Source organism: Pseudomonas sp. SC3(2021) (assembly GCF_019856535.1).
GTDB lineage: Bacteria > Pseudomonadota > Gammaproteobacteria > Pseudomonadales > Pseudomonadaceae > Aquipseudomonas > Aquipseudomonas monsensis.
In genome coordinates, this window is the sequence record NZ_CP082236.1 from 2,825,216 (window position 1) to 2,851,342 (window position 26,127).

Annotated in this window: 24 protein-coding genes and 1 other RNA gene; 20 read left to right on the forward strand and 5 right to left on the reverse strand. The window is 61.2% G+C overall.

The features are described 5' to 3' along the window. Positions 1-94 precede the first annotated feature (94 nt). Together K5Y35_RS12645 and K5Y35_RS12650 are read left to right on the forward strand one after the other, a co-directional pair. Positions 95-712, forward strand: coding sequence for a glutathione S-transferase N-terminal domain-containing protein (locus tag K5Y35_RS12645; protein ID WP_003228048.1), 618 nt, complete (start codon positions 95-97; stop codon positions 710-712). A gap of 16 nt (positions 713-728) precedes the next feature. Then, complete coding sequence (locus K5Y35_RS12650) at positions 729-1,142, forward strand: ClpXP protease specificity-enhancing factor (protein ID WP_003228047.1); 414 nt, start codon at positions 729-731, stop codon at positions 1,140-1,142. A gap of 51 nt (positions 1,143-1,193) precedes the next feature. Here K5Y35_RS12650 and K5Y35_RS12655 read toward each other — a convergent pair whose 3' ends face one another. The 4 genes from K5Y35_RS12655 to K5Y35_RS12670 form a co-directional block, all read right to left on the reverse strand. Then, positions 1,194-1,772: a BON domain-containing protein gene (locus K5Y35_RS12655; RefSeq protein WP_123463129.1), complete on the reverse strand. Its 579-nt coding sequence runs from the start codon at positions 1,770-1,772 to the stop codon at positions 1,194-1,196. Next, entirely contained in the window at positions 1,769-2,362 is a 594-nt protein-coding gene (locus K5Y35_RS12660; protein ID WP_008082788.1) for a phosphoheptose isomerase, read from the reverse strand. The genes K5Y35_RS12655 and K5Y35_RS12660 overlap by 4 nt, the downstream gene beginning before the upstream one ends. Positions 2,363-2,463: 101 nt before the next feature. Then, on the reverse strand, positions 2,464-2,826 hold the full coding sequence (locus K5Y35_RS12665) for a YraN family protein (protein WP_123463131.1): 363 nt from the start codon (positions 2,824-2,826) through the stop codon (positions 2,464-2,466). Beyond that, positions 2,826-4,637, reverse strand: a complete 1,812-nt coding sequence (locus K5Y35_RS12670; protein WP_123463132.1) for a penicillin-binding protein activator — start codon at positions 4,635-4,637, stop codon at positions 2,826-2,828. Before K5Y35_RS12670 ends, K5Y35_RS12665 begins: the two co-directional genes overlap by 1 nt. A 177-nt stretch (positions 4,638-4,814) precedes the next feature. Here K5Y35_RS12670 and rsmI point away from each other — a divergent pair, with 177 nt between their 5' ends. The 18 genes from rsmI (at position 4,815) to lpxC (ending at position 24,389) form a co-directional block, all read left to right on the forward strand. Continuing rightward, complete coding sequence (gene rsmI, locus K5Y35_RS12675; protein WP_123463134.1) at positions 4,815-5,720, forward strand: 16S rRNA (cytidine(1402)-2'-O)-methyltransferase; 906 nt, start codon at positions 4,815-4,817, stop codon at positions 5,718-5,720. Between the two features lie 73 nt (positions 5,721-5,793). Further along, positions 5,794-6,147, forward strand: an RNA gene (rnpB, locus tag K5Y35_RS12680) — RNase P RNA component class A. Between the two features lie 403 nt (positions 6,148-6,550). After that, a complete protein-coding gene (gene mraZ, locus K5Y35_RS12685; RefSeq protein ID WP_007917012.1) occupies positions 6,551-7,006 on the forward strand; it encodes a division/cell wall cluster transcriptional repressor MraZ in 456 nt (151 codons plus the stop codon). Further along, on the forward strand, positions 7,003-7,950 hold the full coding sequence (rsmH, locus tag K5Y35_RS12690) for a 16S rRNA (cytosine(1402)-N(4))-methyltransferase RsmH (protein WP_409202041.1): 948 nt from the start codon (positions 7,003-7,005) through the stop codon (positions 7,948-7,950). The genes mraZ and rsmH overlap by 4 nt, the downstream gene beginning before the upstream one ends. Continuing rightward, on the forward strand, positions 7,947-8,240 hold the full coding sequence (gene ftsL, locus K5Y35_RS12695) for a cell division protein FtsL (RefSeq protein ID WP_085700842.1): 294 nt from the start codon (positions 7,947-7,949) through the stop codon (positions 8,238-8,240). Before rsmH ends, ftsL begins: the two co-directional genes overlap by 4 nt. Beyond that, a complete protein-coding gene (locus K5Y35_RS12700; RefSeq protein ID WP_185015771.1) occupies positions 8,240-9,979 on the forward strand; it encodes a peptidoglycan D,D-transpeptidase FtsI family protein in 1,740 nt (579 codons plus the stop codon). The genes ftsL and K5Y35_RS12700 overlap by 1 nt, the downstream gene beginning before the upstream one ends. Beyond that, positions 9,979-11,442, forward strand: a complete 1,464-nt coding sequence (locus K5Y35_RS12705) for a UDP-N-acetylmuramoyl-L-alanyl-D-glutamate--2,6-diaminopimelate ligase (protein WP_222834323.1) — start codon at positions 9,979-9,981, stop codon at positions 11,440-11,442. Before K5Y35_RS12700 ends, K5Y35_RS12705 begins: the two co-directional genes overlap by 1 nt. Continuing rightward, positions 11,435-12,802, forward strand: a complete 1,368-nt coding sequence (gene murF / locus K5Y35_RS12710) for a UDP-N-acetylmuramoyl-tripeptide--D-alanyl-D-alanine ligase (RefSeq protein WP_123463140.1) — start codon at positions 11,435-11,437, stop codon at positions 12,800-12,802. Before K5Y35_RS12705 ends, murF begins: the two co-directional genes overlap by 8 nt. Next, positions 12,802-13,884, forward strand: a complete 1,083-nt coding sequence (mraY, locus tag K5Y35_RS12715; protein WP_015096766.1) for a phospho-N-acetylmuramoyl-pentapeptide-transferase — start codon at positions 12,802-12,804, stop codon at positions 13,882-13,884. The genes murF and mraY overlap by 1 nt, the downstream gene beginning before the upstream one ends. 5 nt (positions 13,885-13,889) lie before the next feature. Then, complete coding sequence (murD, locus tag K5Y35_RS12720) at positions 13,890-15,236, forward strand: UDP-N-acetylmuramoyl-L-alanine--D-glutamate ligase (protein ID WP_123463142.1); 1,347 nt, start codon at positions 13,890-13,892, stop codon at positions 15,234-15,236. Next, complete coding sequence (gene ftsW / locus K5Y35_RS12725) at positions 15,233-16,450, forward strand: putative lipid II flippase FtsW (RefSeq protein ID WP_047296416.1); 1,218 nt, start codon at positions 15,233-15,235, stop codon at positions 16,448-16,450. Before murD ends, ftsW begins: the two co-directional genes overlap by 4 nt. Beyond that, positions 16,440-17,510, forward strand: coding sequence for an undecaprenyldiphospho-muramoylpentapeptide beta-N-acetylglucosaminyltransferase (murG, locus tag K5Y35_RS12730; RefSeq protein WP_123463144.1), 1,071 nt, complete (start codon positions 16,440-16,442; stop codon positions 17,508-17,510). The genes ftsW and murG overlap by 11 nt, the downstream gene beginning before the upstream one ends. After that, positions 17,503-18,963: a UDP-N-acetylmuramate--L-alanine ligase gene (gene murC / locus K5Y35_RS12735; protein WP_123463146.1), complete on the forward strand. Its 1,461-nt coding sequence runs from the start codon at positions 17,503-17,505 to the stop codon at positions 18,961-18,963. Before murG ends, murC begins: the two co-directional genes overlap by 8 nt. Further along, positions 18,960-19,919: a D-alanine--D-alanine ligase gene (locus tag K5Y35_RS12740; protein WP_128615092.1), complete on the forward strand. Its 960-nt coding sequence runs from the start codon at positions 18,960-18,962 to the stop codon at positions 19,917-19,919. The genes murC and K5Y35_RS12740 overlap by 4 nt, the downstream gene beginning before the upstream one ends. A gap of 4 nt (positions 19,920-19,923) precedes the next feature. Then, positions 19,924-20,790, forward strand: a complete 867-nt coding sequence (locus tag K5Y35_RS12745; protein ID WP_123463150.1) for a cell division protein FtsQ/DivIB — start codon at positions 19,924-19,926, stop codon at positions 20,788-20,790. Positions 20,791-20,805: 15 nt separating this feature from the next. Continuing rightward, entirely contained in the window at positions 20,806-22,065 is a 1,260-nt protein-coding gene (ftsA, locus tag K5Y35_RS12750; protein ID WP_123463152.1) for a cell division protein FtsA, read from the forward strand. Positions 22,066-22,168: 103 nt separating this feature from the next. After that, positions 22,169-23,365, forward strand: a complete 1,197-nt coding sequence (gene ftsZ, locus K5Y35_RS12755; RefSeq protein WP_123463154.1) for a cell division protein FtsZ — start codon at positions 22,169-22,171, stop codon at positions 23,363-23,365. A 112-nt stretch (positions 23,366-23,477) separates the two neighbouring features. Then, complete coding sequence (lpxC, locus tag K5Y35_RS12760; RefSeq protein WP_007916984.1) at positions 23,478-24,389, forward strand: UDP-3-O-acyl-N-acetylglucosamine deacetylase; 912 nt, start codon at positions 23,478-23,480, stop codon at positions 24,387-24,389. Positions 24,390-24,567: 178 nt separating this feature from the next. On the opposite strand, the gene K5Y35_RS12765 is transcribed toward lpxC, so the two are convergent. After that, positions 24,568-26,073, reverse strand: a complete 1,506-nt coding sequence (locus K5Y35_RS12765) for a sensor domain-containing diguanylate cyclase (protein WP_222834324.1) — start codon at positions 26,071-26,073, stop codon at positions 24,568-24,570. Positions 26,074-26,127 lie beyond the last annotated feature (54 nt).

Genomic DNA, 26,127 nt, shown 5'->3' on the forward strand with positions numbered 1-26,127 from the left:
CGCAACGTCTGGTCAGCCAGAGGTTGCGGGAGGCGCCCTCTGGGCGCGCGCGTTTTTCCGGTTCCGACAATTTCAACAAGCGAGGAGGATCGCCATGGGCGTGACCAATCGGTTGGCCTGTTACTCCGACCCCGCCGACCACTATTCCCACCGAGTGCGCATCGTACTTGCAGAGAAGGGTGTCAGCGCCGAGATCATTTATGTGGAAGCTGGTCGCCAGCCGCCTAAACTGATTGAGGTGAACCCTTACGGCAGTCTCCCTACGCTGGTCGATCGTGACCTGGCGCTCTGGGAGTCGACCGTGGTGATGGAATATCTGGATGAGCGTTACCCGCACCCGCCCTTGATGCCGGTTTATCCGGTGGCGCGTGCCAACAGTCGTCTGCTGATTCACCGCATCCAGCGCGACTGGTGTGGTCTGGTGGATCTGATTCTGGATCCGAAAACCAAGGAAGCCGCGCGTGTCGTGGCGCGCAAGGAATTGCGTGAAAGCCTGACCGGCGTGTCGCCGCTGTTCGCCGACAAGCCGTTTTTCCTCAGCGAGGAACAAAGTCTGGTGGATTGCTGCCTATTGCCAATACTCTGGCGTTTGCCGATTCTGGGTATTGAACTGCCGCGGCCGGCCAAGCCGCTGCTTGATTATATGGAGCGCCAGTTTGCGCGTGAGGCTTTCCAGGCGAGTCTGTCTGGCGTCGAACGCGATATGCGCTAAGGCTTAAGGAGCCGCTATGAACTCCAGTCGACCTTATCTGGTCCGCGCGCTCTACGAGTGGATTGTTGATAACGATTGCACCCCGCACATGCTGGTCAATTCCGAATACCCGGCGGTGCAGGTGCCGCAGGGTTTCGCCAGTGACGGACAGATTGTCCTGAACATCTCGCCCAGTGCCGTGCGCCATCTGCACATGGATAACGACGTGGTGACCTTCGAAGGTCGCTTCGGCGGTGTTCCGCACAGCCTGTACGTGCCGATCAGCGCGATCCTGGGGATCTATGCCCGGGAGAACGGTCAGGGCATGGTGTTCGATCTTGAGTCGCCGATGGATGACGAAGACGACATCGAGCCGGATGACGACTTGCCGCCGCCGGACAGCGAGCCGCCGCGCCCGAGTGGCCGGCCAAGCCTGAAGGTGGTGAAGTAAAAAAAAGGCGACCCGAAAGGGTCGCCTTTTTTATTGCGCAGGTGCTGCAAATCAGTCGATGTATTCGAACAGCTTCACGATCTTCTGCACGCCAGAAACGCTTTGCACCAGATTGGTTGCCTGTTGCGCTTCCTGCTTGGTCAGCAGGCCCAGCAGGTAGACGATACCGTTCTCGGTCACGACCTTGATGCGCGAGCCGGGAATACTGGCGTCGGTCAGCATCTGAGTCTTGATCTTGGTGGTCAGCCAGGCGTCGTTCTGGCGGGCGAGGAAGCTTGAAGGTGCAATCACTTGCAGTTCGTTGTGCACCTTCTTCACACGCTGGACGTTGGCGGCAGCCTGTTCGGCTTTGGCCTTGAGGTCTTCGCGCGGCGTCTGGCCGGCCAGCAGCACGACGCCGTTGAAGCTGGTGACGACGATGTGCGAGCCGTTGTCCAGGGCCGGGTCGGCCTTGGCCACGTTCACGCCCACTTTGGTTTCGATCAACGAGTCGTCGATCTTGCTGCCGAAGGTGCGGGTGCCGCGGTCGTCTTCGATCGGCGCTTCACGGCTGGCGTTCACCACCGAGGTGCAGCCGCTGATGCCGAGGCACAGGGTCAAGGCCAGAAGGCCAAGGCGATTAGGGGTCATTCTTCACTCCCGAACAGTTGGCTGTCGATCAGATCGCAGAGGCAATGGATCGCCAGCAAGTGGACTTCTTGAATACGTGCAGTGACGTTGGCCGGTACGCGAATTTCGACATCCTCGGGCAACAGCAGCGACGCCATGCCGCCGCCATCGCGTCCGGTCAAAGCTACGACAATCATTTCGCGATCATGTGCGGCCTGGATCGCCTGAATAATGTTCGCCGAGTTGCCGCTGGTCGAAATCGCCAGCAAGACATCGCCCGGCTGGCCGAGCGCACGGATCTGTTTGGAGAACACTTCGTTGTAGCTGTAGTCGTTGGCGATCGAAGTGATCGTCGACGTGTCGGTGGTCAGCGCGATGGCTGGCAGGCTCGGGCGTTCGCGCTCGAAGCGGTTAAGCAGCTCCGAGGAAAAGTGCTGGGCGTCGCCAGCGGAGCCGCCGTTGCCGCACGAAAGCATTTTGCCCTCGTTGAGCAGGGCGTTGACCATGATCTGGCTGGCTTGCTCGATGTGCGGTGCAAGTACGTCCATCGCCTGTTGCTTGGTGTCGATACTGGCCTGGAAAAGCTGGCGAATTCGGGATTGCATGTCCATCTGTGTGACCTTAAGTAGCGCGGCTGTCCGGCACATGAATGTGCAGCCCGCAAAGCAAAGAGCAAAATGTGTCGGGTGAAAATCCGGTCGGGTACAGGCGATCAGCTGTCGAACGCATTCTGCAACCAGTTCAGCTGATCCGGATGGCTGTCGATGGCCACCACGTCGAAGCGGCAGGGGGAATTGGCCCAACGCGACTCGCGCTGAAGAAAATACTGCGCAGCAAAAATCAGTTTCTGCTGCTTGCGCTCATCAATGCTAGCGAGCGCGCCACCCCATTGAGTGTTTTTTCTGTAGCGAACTTCAACGAATACTACTGTATCGCCATCAAGCATGACCAGATCAAGCTCGCCGCGTTTACATAACCAGTTCTGCGCCAACAGGCGCAGCCCCTGGTTCTGCAGATGCTCGAGCGCCTGGCGCTCGGCATCCTTGCCGCTTTGCGAGCGTGACCTGTCAGGCATCAGCGCGGAGTGTCAGGCAGGCGTTGAACCTGACCGCTGACGAACTGTGCCCACGGCAGCTGACGCACGACACGCTGGGTCTGGGTCATGCCGAGGCTGCCCGACTCGCCGTCGATGCGGCTGTCCGGCAGTGCCTTGAGCTGACCCAGGCGCGGAGCCAGGCGATAAGCATCGACGCCCATGGCGTACAGGCGACCGAGGCTGCCGGCAGCCTGTGGCCACTGTGCAACCACTTGCTGACGCAGCGGGTCGCTGGTTTCCAGCAGCCACGGGGTTTCGCAGAAGCGAATGCCGTTCATGTCGTTGTACTGGTTGACGTCGCCACTGGCGCTGTACACGTGTGAGGTCGCGTACACCGGTACGTCACCGGCGTACTGGAAGTTCAGGGTCGGCTTGATCTGTTGCGCCTGTTGCGGAGTGGCGGCCAGGAAGATGAATTCGATGTCCTGACGACGCGAAGGCTGCGCGGCCACGTTGGTGCCGGCGGCATTCTGCAGACTCTTGGCGCGGGCTTCGCTCTGGCGCAGCTGGAACATGTCGGCGATCTGCTGGGCCAGTTGCACTGGCTGATCAACTCGTTCGGTGGCAACGATGCTGCCACCGTTGGCCTGCCAGTCCTGGCTGAACGCACGCAGTACGCGCTCGCCCCATTCGCCTCTCGGTACCATGATTGCGGCGCGATGCAGGCCGTCGGCACGTGCGCGGCGCGAGACTTCGCGGGCTTCGTCTTCAGCGGCCAGACCGAACTGGAACAGCTGCGCCGGGCCTTGATCGCCTTCGCTGTAGTTAAGCGCGAGGGTCGTGATCGGCAGTTGCGGGCGAGTGCTCAGTTGTTTGACCAGCGGTTTTTCCAGCGGGCCGACTACCAGTTGCACACCGTCAGCCTGAGCCTTGCGGTAGAACTCGTCCATCGAGGTCAGTTTCGAGCTGTCATAGAACTCAATGGCTGGCGGCTTCTGGCCGGCCTGTTGGGCCTGGTAGTGCGCAGCCATGAAGCCTTCACGCAGGGCTTTGCCGACCGAGGCCAGCGGGCCATCCTGCGGCAGCAGCAGCGCGATTTTGCTCAGGGGCTGGCTGGCCAGCTCCTTGAGTTTGGTCAGTGGCAGCGGCAGGTTGATCGCGGCCGGGTGCTTCGGATTCTGCGCACGCCAGGCGTCGATCGCGGCTTGTTGCTGTTCCAGGGTGCCCGCGGATTTCACCGCCAGGGCCAGGCCCATCCAGCCGCCGAGGTCGTCGCTGGTGTTCGGTTGCAACTGGTCGGTTGGCAGCGAGCCGATCAGCGTCCAGATCGCTTCGTGGTTCTTGCTCGCCGCCTCGCCTTGCAGCATCGGCGCGATGAACACGCGCTCACGGGCGGCGGCCAGTGTCTGCCCATCGGCTTCCAGTGCGCGGGCATGCACGGTGCCGGTGCGCACCTGCTGCTCTTCCGGCATTTCGCCCAGGTGTTGCAGGCTTGGGTGGCTCAGGGCAGTCAGCGCGGCTTTCGGCTGATTGCGGGTCATGGCCAGTTCGGCGGACAGGGTGCTGGCGAAAATCTGCTGGCCTGGCTTCAACTGCTCGATTGGCACTTGTTGCAGGATTTGCGCGGACTGGCCGGCATTGCCCTGGCGATAAGCCAGGTCTGCCGCGCTCAGGCGCAACAGGGCAGCTTTTTCCGGGGTTTTAGCCTGGGTGGCCTGTTCGAGCAGTTGCTCGATGCTGGCATCCGGGGTCCGTGGAAGTTCGCCAAGGCTGGAGGAAGGGGAGCTGGCGCAGGCCGCCAGCAAGGCAGCGAGGCAGAGGGCAGTGAACAGCCGCAGGCAAGCGATCATGTAAGTGTTCCTGATACTCGATCAAATTAGCGTCGAATTGTACCCAAGCACTGGCCGGGGCGCGATGTTAGTGGCGTGAAACGGACAATTTAGCTGGAGCAAATGTTGCAGTGGCGCACAACCGAGGGAAAAACCGTGCCTGGGCGGAGCGCCGCGCACGCCTCGTGACGCGCTACAATGGCCGCTTTTACCGATCACGAGGTGTGCGCTTTGACTGCTCCAGGTTCCCTGAATTCCGCTGCTGGCTCGCTTTATGTGGTGGCGACGCCCATCGGCAACCTGGACGACATCAGCGCCCGGGCCCTGAAAATCCTGCGCGAAGTGGCGCTTATTGCGGCCGAAGACACGCGGCACTCGGCGCGCCTGATGCAGCACTTCGGCATTGCTACGCCGCTGGCTGCCTGCCACGAACACAACGAGCGCGATGAAGGCAGCCGCTTTATTACCCGTTTGCTGGCAGGCGATAACGTGGCGCTGATCTCCGACGCCGGCACGCCGTTGATTTCCGATCCGGGTTATCACCTGGTGCGTCAGGCCCGCGCTGCCGGGATCAATGTCGTACCGGTGCCGGGTGCTTGCGCATTGATTGCGGCGCTGTCGGCGGCGGGGCTGCCGTCCGACCGTTTTATCTTCGAAGGCTTTCTGCCAGCCAAGTCGGTCGGGCGCAAGGCGCGTCTCGAGGCCGTCAAGGAAGAGCCACGTACGCTGATTTTCTATGAGGCGCCGCATCGCATCCTTGAGTGTCTGCAGGATATGGAAGAGGTCTTCGGCGGTGAGCGCCAGGCTTTGCTGGCCCGCGAGATCACCAAGACGTTCGAGACGCTCAAGGGCCTGCCGCTGGCTGAGTTGCGCGCATTCGTTGAATCCGACAGCAATCAGCAGCGCGGCGAATGTGTCGTGCTGGTCGCGGGCTGGGCGGCGCCAGAGTCGGAAGATGCGGTCAGCAGTGAGGCGATGCGCATCCTCGATCTGTTGCTTGAAGAGATGCCGCTCAAGCGCGCCGCTGCTTTGGCAGCGCAGATCACCGGCGAGCGCAAAAACGTGCTGTATCAGGTGGCGCTGGATAAACAGAAGGGCGTGTAAGCCGTCGCCCATAGCGGTCTTGAGGCTTTTAGCGCTTGTTCTTCAGGCGCTCTGCCGTTAACCTTCGCGGCGGAGAGTCGATCGGACAGTCGCTGCCCTCTATGAAAATTAGGGGGGGGAGGAAAGTCCGGGCTCCATAGGGCGAAGTGCCAGGTAATGCCTGGGAGGCGTGAGCCTACGGAAAGTGCCACAGAAAATAACCGCCTAAGCGCTTCGGCGCCGGTAAGGGTGAAAAGGTGCGGTAAGAGCGCACCGCACGTCTGGCAACAGTTCGTGGCTAGGTAAACCCCACTTGGAGCAAGACCAAATAGGGTCCCAAGGCGTGGCCCGCGCTGGGACCGGGTAGGTTGCTAAAGATGTCCAGTGATGGCCATCGTAGACGAATGACTGTTCAAGACAGAACCCGGCTTACAGATCGACTCTCCACCTTTTTCTTTTCCCTGCTTGAATTAAAGGCGACAGGGCTGTTTATTATCAGCAGGCCTGGGCTGGATATCCGGCAGCGGCAAACTCAGTAATAGCCATTTCCCACCTTGCTTCAATCAACAGCAGAAGCGCCTTTGTAATACCGAAAAAATCTTACTCTTAACAAATTACTTTAACTTTCGAGCGCAGCTTTCAGTGCTGCCTCAAGTTATGGGTCGAATGCATCCGCCAGATTCTCGTTGCTTCTTCTTTTATGCTCCTAAATCTCCGTTCTGTAAGGGTTTTCCTTTAATCCGCGCCTTGACGGTGTGGTGGGCGCATTCCTATAGTGTGCGCAAGTGGCGGAAAGTGGCATGAAGTGGGTTTTTTGAGCTCAAAACGATAAAAATTGGAGAAACGCTGACGTGTTTCGCGGAGCTAACGCTATCAGTCTCGACGCAAAGGGCCGTCTCGCCATGCCGAGCCGGTACCGTGACGAGCTCGATTCGCGCAGTTCCGGCCAATTGATCGTGACCATTGATGCCGTTGATCCGTGTCTGTGTGTCTATCCGCTCGACGAGTGGGAAATTATTGAAACCAAGTTGCGCGCGCTCCCTTCGCTTCGCGAAGAGAACCGTCGCCTGCAGCGTTTGCTGATTGGTAATGCCGTCGACCTCGAACTCGATGGCAGTGGTCGTTTTCTGGTTCCACCGCGTCTGCGCGAATACGCCAAATTGGATAAGCGCGCGATGCTGGTAGGCCAACTGAACAAGTTCCAATTGTGGGACGAGGATGCATGGAACGCGGTGTCTGCCGCTGACCTTGCTGCTATTCAACAACCGGGCGCGATGCCTGATGAACTGCGTGATTTGATCCTGTGACTATTGATAGCGGCTTTAACCACATCACCGTACTGCTTGACGAAGCCGTCGAGGCTCTCGCTGTACGTCCTGATGGCTGCTATCTGGACGGCACGTTCGGGCGCGGCGGGCATAGTCGGCTGATCCTCAGCCAGCTCGGGACGGACGGGCGGCTCATCGGATTCGACAAAGATCCACAAGCGATTGCCACCGGGCAAGCGCTAGCGGCCGAAGACGGCCGCTTTGTCGTTGTGCAGCGCAGCTTTGCCGAGCTCGGATCGGTGGTTGCCGAGCGCGGCCTGGCGGGCAAGGTCAGCGGCATTCTGCTGGATCTGGGCGTGTCGTCGCCGCAGCTCGATGACGCCGAGCGCGGCTTCAGCTTCCTCAATGACGGCCCGCTGGACATGCGCATGGATCCGTCCCGTGGCATCAGCGCGGCGGAATTCGTCAATACCGCACCGGTGGAAGAAATTGCCCGGGTGTTCAAGGAATACGGCGAAGAACGTTTCTCCGGTCGCATGGCCCGTGCCGTGGCCGAGCGTCGCGATATCAAGCCTTTCGAGCGCACCGCCGACCTGGCTGAAGTGCTGAAAGTCGCCAACCCGGCGTGGGAAAAGGGCAAGAACCCGGCCACCCGTGCGTTCCAGGGTTTGCGCATTCACGTCAACAACGAGCTGGGCGATCTGGAGGCCGGCCTTGATGCCGCGCTGGAAGCGCTGGAAGTGGGCGGCCGCCTGGTCGTGATCAGCTTTCACTCGCTGGAAGACCGCATCGTCAAACTGTTCATGCGCAAGCTGGTGAAAGGCGAAGCCGACAACCTGCCGCGCAACCTGCCGGTTCGCCACGTGGCGTTCGAACCGAAAATCAAAATTCATGGCAAAGCGCAGACGGCCTCCGATGCCGAACTCAAAGCCAACCCACGTTCCCGTAGCGCCGTCATGCGCGTCGCGGAGAAGTTGCGGTGAGCAAGCTTTTCGCCAAGCCCCTGCCGGGCGGCAGCTTTTTGATGCTGCTGCTGTTTATCGGCGTGCTCGTGTCGGCCATCGGCGTGTCTTACAGCGCGCACTGGAACCGTCAGTTGCTCAACACCCTGTATAACGAGCTCAGCGTGCGCGACAAGGCGCAGGCCGAGTGGGGGCGCCTGATTCTCGAGCAAAGCACCTGGACCGCGCACAGTCGGATCGAAGTGCTGGCCACCGAACAACTGAAAATGCACATCCCTGGCGCGGCTGACGTGAAGATGGTGGCGCCATGATGAAACTCGAAGGGGCACTCTTTCCGTGGCGCTTCCGGTTGATGGTGGCGCTGCTCGGCATCATGGTTGCAGCGATCTGCTGGCGCATCATCGACCTGCAAGTAATCGACCGTGATTTCCTTAAAGGGCAGGGCGACGCGCGCAGCCTGCGTCACATTCCGATTCCGGCGCACCGCGGCCTGATCACCGACCGTAACGGCGAGCCGTTGGCCGTGAGTACCCCGGTGACCACGCTGTGGGCCAACGCCAAGGAAATGCAGACGGCCAAAGAAAAGTGGCCAGCACTCGCCGCCGCGCTGGGGCAGGATCCGAAAGCCCTGACTGAACGCCTCGAGGCCCAGGCCAACAAAGAATTCATTTATCTGGTGCGTGGGTTGACCCCCGAGCAGGGCCAGGCCGTGCTCGACCTTAAAGTACCGGGTGTGTATGGCATCGAAGAATTCCGCCGGTTCTACCCGGCCGGTGAAGTCACCGCGCACATGGTCGGCTTTACCGACATTGACGATCACGGGCGCGAAGGCGTTGAGCTGGCCTACGACGAGTGGCTGGCCGGGGTGCCGGGCAAACGACAGGTCATCAAGGATCGGCGCGGACGGCTGATCAAGGATGTCCAGGTCACCAAAAACGCCAAGGCCGGCAAGCCCTTGGCGTTGTCCATTGACCTGCGTCTGCAGTATCTGGCCAACCGCGAACTGCGTAACGCCATCATCGAGAACGGCGCCAAGGCCGGTAGCCTGGTGATCATGGACGTGAAGACCGGCGAGATTCTGGCCATGGTCAACCAGCCGACCTACAACCCGAACAACCGGCGCAACCTGCAACCAGCGATGATGCGTAACCGCGCGATGATCGACGTGTTCGAACCGGGTTCGACCATGAAAGCCATCTCGATGAGCGCCGCGATCGAAACCGGCCGCTGGAAGCCGAGCGACACCGTCGAGGTGTATCCGGGTTCGCTGCAGATCGGCAAATACACCATCAAGGACGTGTCGAAGACCGAAGGTCCGGTGCTCGACCTGACCGGCATTCTGATCAATTCCAGTAACGTCGGCATGAGTAAGGTCGCGTTCGATATCGGCGGCGAAACGATTTTCCGCCTCGCGCAGAAAGTCGGCCTCGGCCAGGACACCGGCCTCGGTTTCCCGGGCGAGCGCGTCGGCAACCTGCCGAACTACCGTGAGTGGCGCAAGGCTGAAACCGCAACGCTGTCGTACGGTTATGGTATTTCCGTGACCGCGATCCAGCTGGTGCACGCGTTCTCGGCGCTGGCCAACAACGGTCGTCTGGCACCGCTGACCCTGATCAAAACCGACAAGATGCCGCAGACCACGCAAGTGCTGCCGGAAGCCGTCGCGAAAACCATGCAAGGCATGCTGCAGCAAGTGATCGAAGCGCCGCGCGGCGTATTCCGTGCGCAGGTGCCGGCGTATCACGTGGCGGGCAAGTCGGGTACTGCGCGTAAGACCTCGGTGGGCACGAAAGGCTACGCGGAAAACTCTTATCGCTCGCTGTTCGCCGGTTTCGGCCCGATGAGCGATCCGCGTTACGCGATTGTTGTGGTGATTGATGAGCCGTCCAAGGCCGGTTACTTCGGTGGTCTGGTTTCCGCGCCGGTGTTCAGCCGTGTGATGTCCGGCACCCTGCGCCTGATGAACGTGACGCCGGACAACCTGCCGACGACGCAACAAGCCAACGCCACCCCGGTCGTTCCGCTGAAAGCCAATGGAGGGCGCGGCTGATGTCATTAAGTCTGAACAAAATATTCCCCCACGCCGGCCACGATCTGTTGATCCGTGAATTGGCGCTGGACAGCCGCAACGTGCGCGCCGGCGATTTGTTCCTCGCGGTGCCAGGCAGCAAATTCGATGGCCGTGCGCACATCGCCGATGCCTTGCAGCGCGGCGCGGCAGCGGTGGCCTATGAAGTGGAAGGCGCCACTGTGCTGCCGATCACCGAAGTGCCACTGATTCCGGTCAAAGGTCTGGCGGCGCAGCTGTCGGACATCGCCGGACGTTTTTACGGCGAGCCGAGCCATCATCTGAACCTGATTGGCGTGACCGGCACCAACGGCAAGACCAGCGTGACCCAATTGGTCGCACAGGCGCTGGATCTGCTCGGCCAGCATTGCGGCATCGTCGGGACCCTGGGTTCCGGCTTCTATGGCGCACTGGAAAGCGGCCTGCACACCACGCCGAATCCGATCGCCGTGCAAGCGACCCTGGGCGACCTGAAAAAGGCCGGCGCCAAAGCCGTGGCCATGGAAGTCTCGTCCCACGGCCTGGATCAGGGCCGGGTCACGGCGCTGGCGTTCGACGTCGCGGTGATGACCAACCTGTCCCGCGATCATCTGGATTATCACGGCACCATGGAGGCGTACGCCGAGGCCAAGGCCAAGCTGTTCGCCTGGAATGATCTGAAGTGCCGCGTGGTCAACCTCGACGACGATTTCGGTCGGCAACTGGCCGCTGCAAAACGTGAGTCGCGCCTGATCACCTACAGCTTGCTCGACAGCAGCGCTTATCTGTTCTGCCGCGAAGCGCAGTTCGACGACCATGGCGTGCGCGCCACATTGGTGACGCCGCAGGGCGAGCATCATTTGCGCAGCACGCTGCTGGGGCGTTTCAACCTGAGCAACGTACTGGCTGCCGTCGGCGCCTTGCTCGGTCTGGACTACGCCCTCGACGAAATACTCAAGGTTTTGCCGAAACTCGAAGGCCCGGCCGGTCGCATGCAGCGTCTGGGCGGCGGCACACAGCCGCTGGTGGTGGTCGATTACGCCCACACCCCGGACGCGCTGGAAAAAGTCCTGACAGCATTGCGCCCGCACGTCAAAGGTCAGTTGCTGTGCCTGTTCGGCTGCGGCGGCGACCGTGATCGCGGCAAGCGTCCATTGATGGCCGAAGTGGTCGAGCGTCTGGCCGATCAGGTACTGGTTACCGACGACAACCCGCGCACTGAAGATCCTGCGGTGATTTTCGATGACATCCGCGCCGGGTTCACCGCTGTGGAAAAAGTCACGTTCGTGGCGGGCCGTGGTCAGGCGATTGCGCAATTGATTGCCGGCGCGTCGGCTGACGACGTGATCGTCCTGGCCGGTAAAGGTCACGAGGACTATCAGGAAATCAACGGCGAGCGCCACGCGTTCTCCGATCTGGTCGAAGCCGATCATGCCCTCACCGCATGGGAGGTGGCCCATGCTTAAAGCCCTGACATTAAGTGAACTGACCAACGTGCTCGATGCACGTCTGATCAGCGGCGATGCGCGTTTCGACGGCGTCAGCATCGACAGTCGCGCGATCAAGCCCGGCCAGCTGTTCATTGCCCTGACCGGTCCGCGTTTCGACGGTCATGACTACCTGAACGATGTTGCCGGCAAAGGCGCCGTCGCTGCCTTGGTCGAACGCGAAGTCGCTGACAGCACCTTGCCGCAATTGCTGGTCAAGGACACCCGTCAGGCCCTCGGTCAGTTGGGTGCATTGAACCGCGCCGCGTTCACTCAGCCGGTCGCCGCCATTACCGGCTCCAGCGGCAAGACCACGGTCAAGGAAATGCTCGCGAGCATCCTGCGCACTCGCGGCGCCGTGCTTGCCACTCGCGGTAATCTGAACAACGACCTGGGCGCACCGCTGACCTTGCTCGAACTGGCCCCGGAACATACCGCGGCCGTGATCGAGCTGGGGGCTTCGCGCCTGGGCGAAATCGCCTACACCGTGGGCTTGACCAAGCCGCACGTGGCGATTCTGAACAATGCCGGCACCGCTCACGTCGGTGAGTTCGGCGGCCCGGAAAAAATCGTCGAGGCCAAAGGCGAGATCATCGACGGCCTGGCGGCTGATGGCGTGGCGGTGCTCAACCTCGACGACAAGGCTTTCGGTATCTGGAAGCTCCGAGCCGGCGGACGCAAGGTGCTGACCTTCTCCCTGGGCAATCCTCAGGCAGACTTTTACGCCAGTGACCTGAGCACCGATGCCCGGGGTTGCCCGGCTTTCAACCTGCATACACCTGAAGGTGTCGAGCATGTTCAGTTGAACCTGCTCGGTACCCATAACGTCGCCAATGCCATGGCCGCCGCCGCTGCCGCCCACGCCTTGGGCGTGTCGCTGTTCGGCATCGCCACCGGGTTGGGTGCCGTGCAACCGGTCAAGGGCCGCACCGTCGCGCAACTGGCGAAAAACGGCATGCGCGTGATCGATGACACTTACAACGCAAACCCCACCTCCATGTGCGCCGCCGTTGATATACTCGCCGGCTTTTCCGGCCGCACCGTTCTGGTGCTCGGGGATATCGGCGAGTTGGGCGATTGGGCGGAGCAGGGGCACCGCGACGTGGGCGAGTACGCCCGGGGCAAGGTTTGCGCACTTTACGCAGTCGGACCGAATATGGTTCACGCCGTAAAGGCATTCGGTGAACAGGCGCATCACTTCGGCACGCAAGCCGAACTGATCCAGGCCCTCGACGCCGAGCAGGACACAAACACCACCATTTTGATCAAGGGTTCGCGCAGTGCAGCGATGGAAAACATCGTTGCGGCTCTGTGCGGGTCCAGTCTGGAGAAACATTAATGCTGCTGCTGCTAGCGGAGTATCTGCAACAGTTCTACAAAGGCTTCGCGGTCTTCCAGTACCTGACCCTGCGCGGGATCCTCGGTGTACTGACCGCGCTGGTTTTGTCGCTGTGCTATGGCCCGTGGATGATCCGCACCCTGCAGAACCGTCAGATCGGTCAATCCGTTCGTAACGACGGTCCGCAATCGCACCTGTCCAAATCCGGTACGCCGACCATGGGCGGTGCGCTGATTCTGTCTTCGATCGGTGTCAGCACCCTGTTGTGGGCTGACTTGAGCAACCGTTACGTGTGGGTCGTGTTGCTGGTGACCCTGCTATTCGGCGCCATCGGCTGGGTCGACGATTACCGCAAGGTCATCGAAAAGAACTCCCGTGGCTTGCCGAGCCGCTGGAAGTACTTCTGGCAGTCGGTGTTCGGCCTCGGTGCGGCGATCTTCCTTTATATGACCGCTGCCACCCCGGTGGAAACCACCCTGATCCTGCCGATGCTCAAGGATTACAGCATTCCGCTGGGCGCCGGTTTCATTGTGCTGACCTACTTCGTGATCGTCGGTTCGAGCAACGCGGTCAACCTGACCGACGGCCTCGACGGTCTGGCGATCATGCCGACGGTGATGGTCGGCGGTGGCCTGGGCATTTTCTGCTACCTGTCGGGTAACGTGAAATTCGCCGAATACCTGCTGATTCCTTACGTTCCGGGCGCGGGCGAGCTGATCGTGTTCTGCGGCGCGCTGATCGGTGCCGGCCTGGGGTTCCTCTGGTTCAACACCTATCCGGCACAAGTGTTCATGGGCGACGTCGGTGCACTGGCGCTCGGCGCGGCACTGGGCACCATTGCGGTGATCGTCCGGCAGGAAATCGTCCTGTTCATCATGGGCGGCGTGTTCGTGATGGAAACCTTGTCAGTGGTCATTCAGGTTGCCTCCTTTAAGCTGACCGGTCGCCGTGTGTTCCGCATGGCGCCGATTCACCACCACTTTGAACTCAAGGGCTGGCCCGAGCCGCGCGTGATCGTCCGTTTCTGGATCATCACCGTGATTCTCGTGCTGATCGGCCTTGCCACCCTGAAGCTGAGGTAGAACGAGTGTCTCTGATCGCTTCTGACCACTTCCGCATTGTTGTCGGCCTCGGCAAGAGCGGCATGTCCCTGGTTCGCTTCCTGGCGAACCGGGGCGTGGCGTTTGCTGTGGCCGATACGCGGGAGAATCCACCGGAACTGGCCACGCTCAAGCGTGACTATCCGCACGTGGAAGTGCGTTGTGGCGAGCTGGACGTGGAATTCCTGTGCCGTGCCGACGAACTCTACGTGAGCCCCGGCCTGGCGCTGGCGACCCCGGCCCTGCAAGCCGCTGCAGCGCGAGGCGTGAAACTGTCCGGCGACATCGAGCTGTTCGCGCGTAACGCGCAGGCGCCGATCGTGGCCATCAGCGGTTCCAACGCGAAAAGCACCGTCACCACCCTGGTCGGCGAGATGGCGGCAGCGGCGGGCAAGCGCGTTGCGGTCGGCGGCAACCTCGGCACTCCGGCGCTGGATCTGCTCAGCGACGACGTCGAGCTGTACGTGATGGAACTGTCGAGTTTTCAGCTGGAAACCACCGACCAGCTCAACGCCGAAGTGGCCACCGTGCTGAACATCAGCGAAGACCACATGGACCGCTACAGCGGCCTGCCGGCGTATCACCTGGCCAAACACCGGATCTTCCGTGGCGCGAAGCAGTTCGTGGTCAACCGTCAGGATGCGCTGAGCCGTCCGCTGATGGGCGAGGGCCAGCCTTGCTGGACCTTCGGCCTGACCAAACCGGACTTCAAGGCTTTCGGTATCCGTGAAGAGAACGGCGAGAAGTATCTGGCCTTCGAATTCCAGAACCTGATGCCGGTGCGCGAGCTGAAGATTCGTGGCGCGCACAACCAGTCCAACGCCCTCGCGGCATTGGCGCTCGGCCATGCGGTGGGCCTGCCGTTCGATGCGATGCTCTCGGCCTTGCGCACTTTCGCTGGCCTCGAACATCGCTGCCAATGGGTGCGTGATCTCGATGGCGTGGCGTACTACAACGATTCCAAAGCGACCAACGTTGGTGCTGCTCTGGCCGCCATCGAAGGCCTCGGTGCGGACATCGCCGGCAAGGTCATTCTGATTGCCGGTGGCGATGGCAAGGGTGCCGAATTCAACGATCTGCGCGATCCGGTAGCGGCCAACTGCCGCGCCGTGATCCTGATGGGCCGCGACTCTGACAAGATCGGCGAAGCCATTGGCGACGCCGTGCCGCTGATTCACGCCGGTTCGCTGGTCGAAGCCGTCGAGCAATGCCGTGCGGTCGCCCAACCGGGTGACGTGGTGCTGCTGTCGCCAGCCTGCGCCAGTTTCGACATGTTCAAGAATTACGAAGACCGTGGTCACCAGTTCGTCCGCGCCGTGGAGGATCTGGTATGAGTCTGCGCAATATCATCAAGCCGTACCCGTCGCCGATTATCACCGGGCGTGGCATCGACCTCGACTTCCCGATGCTCGCCGGTTGCCTGGCGCTGCTGGGCCTGGGCCTGATCATGATTGCCTCGGCGTCCACCGAAGTGGCGGCGGCGCAGTCGGGCAGCGCGCTGTACTACATGATTCGCCACCTGATTTACGTGGCGCTGGGCCTGGGTGCCTGCATCGTGACCATGATGATTCCGATCGCCACCTGGCAGCGTCTGGGCTGGATGATGCTGATCGGCGCATTCGGTCTGCTGGTGATGGTGATCGTCCCGGGGATCGGCCGTGAAGTGAACGGGTCGATGCGCTGGATCGGTTTCAGCTTCTTCAACGTTCAGCCCTCCGAGATCGCCAAGGTGTTTGTGGTGATCTACCTCGCCGGTTATCTGGTACGTCGTCAGAAAGAAGTGCGCGAAAGCTGGATGGGCTTCTTCAAGCCATTCATCGTGCTGCTGCCAATGGCCGGCCTGTTGCTGATGGAACCGGACTTCGGTGCCACCGTCGTGATGATGGGGGCGGCAGCAGCCATGCTGTTCCTCGGCGGGGTCGGGTTGTTCCGCTTCTCGCTGATGGTGGTGTTGGCGGTCGGCGCCGTGGTCCTGCTGATTCAAATGCAGCCGTACCGGATGGCGCGTCTGACCAACTTCGCCGACCCGTGGGCCGACCAGTTCGGCGCCGGCTATCAGTTGTCGCAGGCGTTGATCGCTTTCGGTCGCGGTGAGTGGCTGGGCGTCGGCCTGGGCAACAGCGTGCAGAAACAGTTCTACCTGCCTGAAGCACACACCGACTTCGTGTTCTCGGTACTGGCCGAAGAGCTGGGCGCGGTCGGTTCGCTGTGCACCGTGGCGCTGTTCGTGTTCGTGTGTATTCGCGGCATGTACATCGGCCTGTGGGCCGAGAAAGCCAAACAGTTCTTCGCCGCTTATGTGGCTTACGGTCTGTCGTTCCTGTGGATTGGTCAGTTCCTGATCAACATCGGGGTGAACGTCGGCCTGCTGCCGACCAAAGGCCTGACCTTGCCGTTCCTCAGTTATGGCGGCAGTTCCCTGGTGATCTGCTGCGCCTGCCTCGGCTTGTTGCTGAGGATCGAGTGGGAGAGTCGAACCCACCTGGGCAGTGAAGAGATGGAATTCCATGAGAGCGACTTCGCCGAGGAGCCGAACCATGGGCGCTAACGTATTGATCATGGCCGGCGGCACCGGCGGCCACGTGTTCCCGGCGCTGGCCTGTGCCCGCGAGTTTCAGGCGCGCGGCTACACCGTGCACTGGCTCGGCACACCACGCGGGATCGAAAACGATCTGGTCCCGGCGGCCGGCCTGGAACTGCACCGCATCCATGCCACCGGTTTGCGTGGCAAAGGCAAGCTGTCGCTGCTCAAGGCGCCGTTCATGCTGCTCAAATCGGTGTGGCAGGCGCGGGCAATCATTCGTCGGCTGAAGCCGGTGTGTGTCGTCGGCTTCGGTGGTTATGTGACCGGTCCAGGCGGTCTTGCCGCGAAACTGGCCGGTGTGCCGGTGATCGTTCACGAGCAGAACGCCGTGGCCGGCACCGCCAATCGGTTGCTGGTGCCGTTCGCCGCCCGGGTGTGTGAAGCGTTCCCCGACACCTTTACTCTGTCGGACACCCGCCGTACCACCGGAAACCCGGTGCGCAGCGAGCTGTTCCTCGAAACATCGCGACCTGCCCTGGCCGGCCGCAAAGCGCGTTTGCTGATCCTTGGCGGTAGCCTGGGCGCAGAACCGTTGAACAAGTTGCTGCCTGAAGCCCTGGCCCAAGTCGCTGCCGATTTGCGCCCGGAAGTGTTTCATCAGGCCGGCAAAAACCACGATGAAGTGACTGCAGAGCGCTACCGCGCCGCCGGCGTGGACGCGCAGGTGCAGCCGTTCATCAAAGACATGGCCCAGGCCTATGGCTGGGCTGACCTGGTGGTGTGCCGCGCAGGCGCGTTGACCATCAGTGAGCTGGCTGCCGCCGGTCTGCCGTCGATGCTGGTGCCCTTGCCCCACGCAATCGACGATCACCAGACCCGCAACGCCGATTATTTGGCCCGCGAAGGCGCTGCCTTCCTGATGCCGCAAAGAACGACTGGTGCTGCGGACCTTGCCGCGCGCCTGACAGAGGTCTTGATGCAACCGCAACGACTTGAAGAAATGGCCCGAGCGGCCCGCCGTCTGGCGAAACCCGATGCCACCCGTAGCGTGGTCGACACCTGTCTGGAGGTGGCTCATGGTTGAGAATCAGAAAGCCATGCCACAACCGGAAATGCGCCGCATCCGACGCATCCACTTCGTCGGTATCGGCGGCGTGGGCATGTGCGGCATCGCCGAAGTGTTGCTGAACCTGGGCTATGAAGTGTCCGGTTCCGACCTGAAAGCCTCGCCGGTGACCGAACGCCTGGAATCGTTCGGTGCGCACATCTTTATCGGCCACCGTGCCGAGAACGCCGCGACTGCCGATGTGCTGGTGGTCTCGAGCGCTGTGAACACCTCCAACCCGGAAGTGGCGACCGCCCTCGAGCGTCGCATTCCGGTGGTGCCGCGTGCCGAAATGCTCGCCGAACTGATGCGCTATCGCCACGGCATCGCCGTCGCCGGTACGCACGGCAAAACCACCACCACCAGCCTGATCGCTTCGGTGTTCGCCGCCGGTGGCCTGGATCCGACGTTCGTCATCGGTGGTCGTCTGAACGCGGCGGGCACCAATGCCCAACTGGGCACCAGCCGTTACCTGATCGCCGAAGCCGATGAAAGCGATGCGAGCTTCCTGCACCTGCAACCGCTGGTGGCAGTGGTGACCAACATCGACGCCGACCACATGGCGACCTATGACGGTGACTTCAACAAACTGAAGAAAACCTTCGTCGAATTCCTGCACAACCTGCCGTTCTACGGTCTGGCGGTGATGTGCCTGGACGATCCGGTGGTGCGGGAAATCCTGCCGCAGGTCAAACGTCCGACCGTGACCTACGGCTTCAGCGAAGACGCCGACGTACGTGCGATCAATGTGCGCCAGCAAGGCATGCAGACGTTCTTCACCGTGCTGCGTCCGGATCGTGAGCCACTGGAAGTCTCGGTGAACATGCCGGGCAACCACAACGTACTCAACTCGCTGGCGACCATCTGCATCGCCACCGACGAAGGCGTCAGCGATGAAGCCATCGTCCAGGGCCTGTCCGGGTTCCAGGGCGTGGGCCGACGTTTCCAGGTCTACGGCGAACTGCCAGTGGACGGCGGCAACGTGATGCTGGTCGACGACTACGGTCACCACCCGACCGAAGTCGCCGCGGTGATCAAGGCCGTGCGCGGTGGCTGGCCGGAGCGCCGTCTGGTGATGGTCTACCAGCCACACCGCTACAGCCGCACCCGCGACCTGTACGACGATTTCGTCAATGTCCTGGCCGACGCCAACGTGCTGCTGCTGATGGAAGTCTATCCGGCCGGCGAAGAGCCGATTCCGGGTGCCGACAGCCGCAAGCTGTGCAACAGCATCCGCCAGCGCGGTCAGCTCGACCCGATCTACATCGAGCGTGGCGTCGATCTGGCGCCGCTGGTCAAGCCGCTGCTGCGTGCCGGTGACATTCTGCTGTGCCAGGGCGCAGGTGATATCGGCGGACTCGCGCCGAAGCTGTTGAAAAGTGAATTGTTCGCCGGCGCCGTGGCCGCGTCGGTCGAGGGGAAGTTGAAATGACTGCTGCCTACGCCAACCTGTTCTCCACTATCGCGCCGAAAGACTTCGGCCGTGTCGCCGTGCTGTTCGGTGGCCTGAGTGCCGAGCGTGAGGTTTCGCTGAAGTCCGGTAATGCTGTGCTCGAAGCGCTGCAGAGCGCCGGTGTGGACGCGTTCGGCATCGACGTTGGTGCCGACATTCTGCAACGTCTGCTCAGCGAAAAGATCGACCGCGCCTTCATCATTCTTCACGGCCGTGGCGGTGAAGATGGCTCGATGCAGGGCCTGCTCGAAGTGGCGGGCATTCCGTACACCGGCAGCGGCATTCTGGCCTCGGCCCTGGCGATGGACAAACTGCGCACCAAGCAGGTCTGGCATAGCCTCGGGATTCCGACGCCGCGTCACGCCGTGCTGTGCAGCGAAGCCGATTGTATTTCGGCGGCGACGGAACTGGGCTTCCCTTTGATCGTCAAACCGGCGCATGAAGGTTCAAGTATCGGGATGGCCAAAGTGAGTTCTGCGTCCGAGTTGATCGACGCATGGAAAGCGGCCAGTACCTACGATTCGCAAGTCTTGGTCGAACAATGGATTCAAGGTCCGGAGTTCACCATCGCCACCCTGCGTGACCAGGTGTTGCCTCCTATTGCCCTGGGTACACCGCACACGTTCTACGACTACGACGCCAAGTACATCGCCAACGATACCCAGTACCGCATTCCGTGCGGGCTGGATGCCGCCAAGGAAAAGGAACTCATGGATCTCACGGCCAAGGCCTGTGAGGCGCTGGGTATTGCCGGTTGGGGCAGGGCGGACGTGATGCAGGACGCCGACGGGCAGTTCTGGTTTCTCGAAGTGAACACCGCTCCGGGCATGACCGACCACAGTCTGGTGCCGATGGCTGCCCGTGCGGCCGGTCTGGATTTCCAGCAACTGGTTCTGGCCATTCTGGCCGCCAGTGTTGAAGACGCTAGAGGTTAAGACGATGCAAGGCGCTCAGCTCAGACATCAGTCACCCGCACCCGGCCGTAAGCCGGTGCCGCGGGGTGCCAGCCGAATGGTGGCCAAAGAGCCGATGTCTGCGCGCCTGCCGAAAGCCAACTTCGGTTTTCTGAAAAGCCTGTTCTGGCCAGTGCTGCTGGTGGTCCTGGGGTTTGGCACTTACGAAGGCGCGCAGCGGTTACTGCCGTACGCCGACCGGCCAATCACCAAGATCGCCGTGCAGGGCGACCTGAGCTACATCAGCCAGCAAGCGGTGCAGCAGCGAATCGCCCCGTACGTGGCGTCGAGCTTCTTCACCATCGACCTGGCCGGTATGCGCACCGAGCTTGAGCAGATGCCGTGGATTGCCCACGCCGAAGTGCGCCGGGTATGGCCCGACCAGGTGGTGATCCGCCTCGAAGAGCAACTGCCCGTGGCCCGTTGGGGCGACGAGTCGCTGCTCAACAACCAGGGCCAGGCGTTTACGCCCAAGGAACTGGCGAACTACGAACACCTGCCGCAGCTGTTCGGCCCACAACGGGCCCAGCAGCAAGTGATGCAGCAGTATCAGGTGCTGAGCCAGATGCTGCGGCCGTTGGGCTTCTCGATTGCACGCCTGGAACTGCGTGAACGCGGGAGTTGGTTCCTGACCACCGGTGCCGGCAGTTCCGGCCCCGGCATCGAGTTGCTGCTGGGACGCGGCAACCTGGTGGAAAAGATGCGCCGCTTCATTGCCATCTATGACAAGACGCTTAAAGACCAGATTACGAACATTGCGCGCATCGATCTGCGCTACGCCAACGGCCTCGCCGTTGGCTGGCGGGAACCTGTAGCGCCGACGACAGCCCAACCCGCTGTCGCAAAGAATTAAGAAGAGGCAGGACCCATGGCAAACGTGCAAAGCGGCAAAATGATCGTCGGTCTGGATATCGGCACCTCCAAAGTGGTGGCGCTGGTAGGCGAGGTCGCGGACGACGGCACGCTGGAAATCGTCGGTATCGGTACTCACCCGTCCCGCGGCCTGAAGAAGGGCGTGGTGGTGAATATCGAGTCCACCGTGCAATCGATCCAGCGCGCGATCGAAGAAGCCCAACTGATGGCGGGCTGCCGCATTCACTCGGCGTTCGTCGGCGTGGCGGGCAATCACATCCGCAGCCTGAACTCCCACGGCATCGTCGCGATTCGTGATCGCGAAGTGAGCTCCGCTGACCTCGAGCGTGTACTCGACGCCGCCCAGGCCGTGGCGATCCCGGCTGACCAGCGCGTGCTGCACACCCTGCCGCAGGATTACGTGATCGACAACCAGGAAGGCGTCCGCGAGCCTCTGGGCATGTCCGGCGTCCGTCTGGAAGCCAAGGTTCACGTGGTCACCTGCGCCGTCAACGCCGCACAGAACATTGAAAAATGCGTGCGTCGCTGCGGTCTGGAAATCGACGACATCATTCTCGAGCAGCTGGCCTCGGCCTACTCGGTGCTGACTGACGACGAAAAAGAGCTGGGCGTGTGCCTGGTCGACATCGGCGGCGGCACCACCGACATCGCGATCTTCACCGAAGGCGCGATCCGCCACACCGCAGTGATCCCGATTGCCGGTGATCAAGTGACCAACGACATCGCCATGGCGTTGCGCACCCCGACCCAGTACGCCGAAGAAATCAAGATCCGCTACGCCTGCGCCCTGGCCAAACTGGCCGGTGCCGGTGAAACCATCAAGGTGCCGAGCGTCGGCGACCGTCCACCGCGTGAACTGTCGCGTCAGGCTCTGGCCGAAGTGGTCGAGCCGCGTTATGACGAACTGTTCACCCTGATCCAGGCCGAGCTGCGTCGCAGCGGCTACGAAGACCTGATCCCGGCGGGCATCGTCCTGACCGGCGGCACGTCGAAGATGGAAGGCGCCACCGAACTGGCCGAAGAAATCTTCCACATGCCGGTCCGCCTCGGCGTGCCGCATGGCGTCAAGGGCCTGGATGACGTGGTGCGCAACCCGATTTATTCCACTGGCGTTGGTTTGTTGATGTACGGCCTGCAGAAGCAGTCCGACGGAGTTTCGTTCTCCGGCATCGGCAGCCGCGACAGCTACAGCAACGAAGAGCCACAGGCGCCGTTGCTGGACCGATTGAAGAAGTGGGTTCAAGGCAACTTTTAAAAGCAGCTCGGAGCGTCAAGCTTCAAGCGGCACGCAATAGCAGTAGATGCACCGCAACAAACAGCAGTAGGCGAAAAAACTAGAGAATGTAAGGAGAGGGAAAATGTTCGAACTCGTAGACAACATCCCCGCAAGCCCGGTAATCAAAGTTATCGGTGTTGGCGGTGGCGGCGGCAACGCTGTCAACCACATGGTCAAGAGCAACATCGAAGGCGTTGAGTTCATCTGCGCCAACACCGATGCTCAAGCGCTGAAAAACATCGGCGCGCGGACCATCCTGCAACTGGGCACCGGCGTGACCAAAGGTCTGGGCGCTGGCGCCAACCCTGAAGTAGGTCGTCAGGCCGCTCTGGAAGACCGTGAGCGCATTGCCGAAGTCCTGCAGGGCACCAACATGGTGTTCATCACCACCGGCATGGGCGGTGGTACCGGTACCGGTGCTGCGCCGATCATCGCCGAAGTGGCCAAGGAAATGGGCATTCTGACCGTTGCTGTCGTAACGCGTCCGTTCCCGTTCGAAGGCCGCAAGCGTATGCAGATCGCCGATGAAGGCATCCGCATGCTCTCCGAAAGCGTCGACTCGTTGATCACCATTCCCAACGAGAAGCTGCTGACCATCCTCGGTAAAGACGCAAGCCTGCTGTCGGCTTTCGCCAAGGCAGACGATGTACTGGCCGGTGCCGTTCGCGGTATCTCCGACATCATCAAGCGTCCGGGCATGATCAACGTCGACTTCGCCGACGTGCGTACCGTGATGAGCGAAATGGGCATGGCGATGATGGGCACTGGCTGCGCCAGCGGTCCGAACCGTGCACGTGAAGCCACTGAAGCGGCGATCCGCAACCCGCTGCTGGAAGACGTGAACCTGCAAGGCGCGCGCGGCATCCTGGTGAACATCACCGCCGGTCCTGACCTGTCCCTGGGTGAGTACTCCGACGTGGGTAGCATCATCGAAGCCTTCGCTTCTGAGCACGCGATGGTCAAGGTCGGTACCGTGATCGATCCGGACATGCGCGACGAACTGCACGTTACCGTGGTTGCCACCGGTCTGGGCGCGAAAATCGAGAAGCCTGTGAAGGTCATCGACAACACCGTTCACACTTCGATGGCGGCTGCTCAGGTGCAACAACCGGCTCCGACCCGTCAGGAAGCACCTGCGGTGAACTACCGTGATCTGGACCGTCCGACCGTCATGCGCAACCAGGCTCAGGCCGGTGCTGCGGCTGCCGCGAAGATGAATCCGCAAGATGACCTGGACTACCTGGACATCCCGGCTTTCCTGCGTCGTCAGGCTGATTGATGGAATGTATCAGGGCTATGAAGGTGATTGGTGTTCAGCAAAGGCTCGGTCTGCTATCATCGCCAGCCTTTGTTGATACCAGTTCGCAATTTGCGCTGAAGCGGCCCAAGCCATGATTAAACAACGCACACTGAAAAATATTATCCGTGCCACAGGTGTAGGCCTGCACTCCGGTGAGAAGGTCTATCTGACCCTCAAGCCTGCGCCTGTCGACACTGGCATTGTGTTTTGTCGCGCTGACCTCGACCCTGTGGTGCAGATACCTGCCCGCGCGGAAAACGTCGGTGAAACCACTATGTCGACGACGCTGATTAACGGCGACGTCAAAGTGGACACGGTAGAGCACTTGCTCTCGGCCATGGCTGGCCTGGGCATCGATAACGCCTACGTCGAGCTCTCCGCGTCCGAAGTCCCGATCATGGATGGCAGCGCTGGACCTTTCGTATTCCTGATTCAATCGGCTGGCCTGGAAGAACAGGACGCCGCCAAGAAATTCATCCGCATCCTGCGTGAAGTGACAGTGGAAGACGGCGACAAGCGCGCCACTTTCGTCCCTTTCGAAGGGTTCAAGGTGAGCTTCGAGATCGATTTCGATCACCCGGTATTCCGGGACCGCACCCAAAGTGCAAGCGTGGATTTTTCCAGCACTTCGTTCGTAAAAGAAGTCAGCCGCGCCCGTACCTTTGGTTTCATGAGTGATATCGAGTACCTGCGCAAGCACAACCTCGCACTCGGCGGCAGCGTTGAAAACGCGATCGTGGTCGATGCCGATGGCGTACTGAACGAAGACGGTCTTCGCTATGAAGACGAATTCGTGAAGCACAAGATCCTCGATGCCATTGGCGATCTGTACCTGCTGGGTAACAGCCTGATTGGTGAGTTCAAAGGCTTCAAGTCCGGTCATGCACTGAACAACCAGTTGCTGCGCAAGTTGATTGAGCAGACAGATGCTTGGGAAGTGGTGACGTTCGAAGACGCCAGTACCGCACCGATCTCTTACATGCGCCCGGTTGCGGCAGTGTAAGTAAAAAACCTCTCTAGTTTTTTGAAGGCCATCCTCGGATGGCCTTTTTTTATGCCTGTGGTTTCTCTAGTGCCTGATCTGGCCTCTTCGCGAGCAAGCTCGCTCCCACAGGGGAATGCACTTCAAATGTGGGAGCGAGCTTGCTCGCGAAGGCGCCGGTGCAATCGCCACAGACCTTTCAGGTAGCCACCACCACCCGATTGCGCCCACCTTCCTTGGCCTGATACAGCGCCTTGTCCGCCGCAAACAACAGCTGCTCCAGCGTCATTTCCTTCGCCGCCGTCCACGTCGCGATGCCAATGCTCACGGTCATCGGCCACTCCGCGCCGTCGACCAATGGCAACTGCTCTACCGCCTGACGAATATGCTCGGCAATCTGCTGTGCGCCATGGCCATCGGTCTCGGCCAGAATCACTGAAAACTCCTCGCCGCCATAGCGCGCCACCAGATCCGCCGGTCGCCGCACATTTTCGGTGATGACCTTGGCCAGCGTCTTCAGTGCCCGGTCGCCGGCCTGATGGCCATGCCGGTCATTGAACGCCTTGAAGTGATCGGCATCGATCATCATCACCGACAACGGCTGGCCTGAACGCTGGGCGCGGAACCACTCGTGGCGCAACGACTGATCGAGCATGCGCCGGTTGGCCACGCCGGTCAGTGCATCGGTGGCGGCCAGTTGCGCCAGCTCGCGCTCGGCGCGCTGGCGCAAACGCAGCTCCCGGGCGAGCAGCCAGGTCAGCCAGAGTAATCCGGCGCAGAGCACGCCGGTGGCACCACTGATCAGTATCGCGGTACGGCGCCAGGTGCCGAACACTTCATCGCTGGACAGCGCGACCATCACCGTCAGGGGCAGATTGCCGACCCGCGAATAGGTGTAGAGGCGTTGCTGATGGTCCATGCTCGAGGTGCTGGTGAAACTGCCACTGCCGTCCTTGTCGCCCAGTATCCGCACCACGTTTGGTCGGTTGCCGAAACTCTTGCCGATGGAGTCGCTTTGCAGATACGGCTTCTGCGCCAACAGGACGCCGTCGCTGTTGATGATGTTCAGCGTGCTGTCTTTGCCGATGTCGAGGCTGTTGAACAACTGATCGAAGTAGTCGAGCTTCATCGACGCCACCGCCACGCCGACGAACTCGCCGGTGTCCGAGGAGATCCGCCGACTGAAGCTGATGCGCCACTGGTTGGCCTCGTCGCAATCGCAGCGGGTTTTGAATGGACGACTGATGAACATACCGGTGTCGCGGTTTAAGGCATGGGCGAGGAAGTACTCGCGGTCGGCAAAGTTGCCCGGCTTGGGCACTATCCGTGAAGAGTCGGCGACCACATCGCCGTGCTTGTTGAGCAACAGGATGTCGCCCTTGAAGCGGGCCGCCGTGGAGCGGTCGAACAGCGCCAGATGGCGAATCTGCGGGGTGACGTCGTGCAAGTCATCGCGTTGGGCGGCGGCGATCAGGCCTTGCAGGGTCAGGTCGTAGAGTTCGACCGTGCGCAGCACGTCGGCGTCGATCAACTGCGCGATGGTGGTTGCGCTACGGGTGGCCGTTTCCTGAGCGCTGGCGTGCTCGCGAATCAGTAGAAAAGTGACGATGCACAGAATCGCGATCACCGTCAGCGAACTGCCGCAGATCAGCAGCAATTCGGGGCGTCCGGTCTTGCCCGCAGGTGAGGTACGGTTCGCGATCATGGTGGGGGCTGTCGGTTGAGGAGATCTTGTTAGCGTAGTTGCACAAACACTGAA

What these genes read in the sequence shown, in the direction of transcription:
- K5Y35_RS12645 (WP_003228048.1), top strand. Translation starts at nt 95, where the DNA reads ATGGGCGTGACCAATCGGTTGGCCTGTTACTCCGACCCCGCCGACCAC.
- K5Y35_RS12650 (WP_003228047.1), top strand. Translation starts at nt 729, where the DNA reads ATGAACTCCAGTCGACCTTATCTGGTCCGCGCGCTCTACGAGTGGATT.
- K5Y35_RS12655 (WP_123463129.1), bottom strand. Translation starts at nt 1,772, where the DNA reads ATGACCCCTAATCGCCTTGGCCTTCTGGCCTTGACCCTGTGCCTCGGC.
- K5Y35_RS12660 (WP_008082788.1), bottom strand. Translation starts at nt 2,362, where the DNA reads ATGGACATGCAATCCCGAATTCGCCAGCTTTTCCAGGCCAGTATCGAC.
- K5Y35_RS12665 (WP_123463131.1), bottom strand. Translation starts at nt 2,826, where the DNA reads ATGCCTGACAGGTCACGCTCGCAAAGCGGCAAGGATGCCGAGCGCCAG.
- K5Y35_RS12670 (WP_123463132.1), bottom strand. Translation starts at nt 4,637, where the DNA reads ATGATCGCTTGCCTGCGGCTGTTCACTGCCCTCTGCCTCGCTGCCTTG.
- rsmI (WP_123463134.1), top strand. Translation starts at nt 4,815, where the DNA reads ATGGCCGCTTTTACCGATCACGAGGTGTGCGCTTTGACTGCTCCAGGT.
- K5Y35_RS12700 (WP_185015771.1), top strand. Translation starts at nt 8,240, where the DNA reads ATGAAACTCGAAGGGGCACTCTTTCCGTGGCGCTTCCGGTTGATGGTG.
- K5Y35_RS12705 (WP_222834323.1), top strand. Translation starts at nt 9,979, where the DNA reads ATGTCATTAAGTCTGAACAAAATATTCCCCCACGCCGGCCACGATCTG.
- murF (WP_123463140.1), top strand. Translation starts at nt 11,435, where the DNA reads ATGCTTAAAGCCCTGACATTAAGTGAACTGACCAACGTGCTCGATGCA.
- mraY (WP_015096766.1), top strand. Translation starts at nt 12,802, where the DNA reads ATGCTGCTGCTGCTAGCGGAGTATCTGCAACAGTTCTACAAAGGCTTC.
- ftsW (WP_047296416.1), top strand. Translation starts at nt 15,233, where the DNA reads ATGAGTCTGCGCAATATCATCAAGCCGTACCCGTCGCCGATTATCACC.
- murG (WP_123463144.1), top strand. Translation starts at nt 16,440, where the DNA reads ATGGGCGCTAACGTATTGATCATGGCCGGCGGCACCGGCGGCCACGTG.
- murC (WP_123463146.1), top strand. Translation starts at nt 17,503, where the DNA reads ATGGTTGAGAATCAGAAAGCCATGCCACAACCGGAAATGCGCCGCATC.
- K5Y35_RS12740 (WP_128615092.1), top strand. Translation starts at nt 18,960, where the DNA reads ATGACTGCTGCCTACGCCAACCTGTTCTCCACTATCGCGCCGAAAGAC.
- K5Y35_RS12745 (WP_123463150.1), top strand. Translation starts at nt 19,924, where the DNA reads ATGCAAGGCGCTCAGCTCAGACATCAGTCACCCGCACCCGGCCGTAAG.
- ftsA (WP_123463152.1), top strand. Translation starts at nt 20,806, where the DNA reads ATGGCAAACGTGCAAAGCGGCAAAATGATCGTCGGTCTGGATATCGGC.
- ftsZ (WP_123463154.1), top strand. Translation starts at nt 22,169, where the DNA reads ATGTTCGAACTCGTAGACAACATCCCCGCAAGCCCGGTAATCAAAGTT.
- lpxC (WP_007916984.1), top strand. Translation starts at nt 23,478, where the DNA reads ATGATTAAACAACGCACACTGAAAAATATTATCCGTGCCACAGGTGTA.
- K5Y35_RS12765 (WP_222834324.1), bottom strand. Translation starts at nt 26,073, where the DNA reads ATGATCGCGAACCGTACCTCACCTGCGGGCAAGACCGGACGCCCCGAA.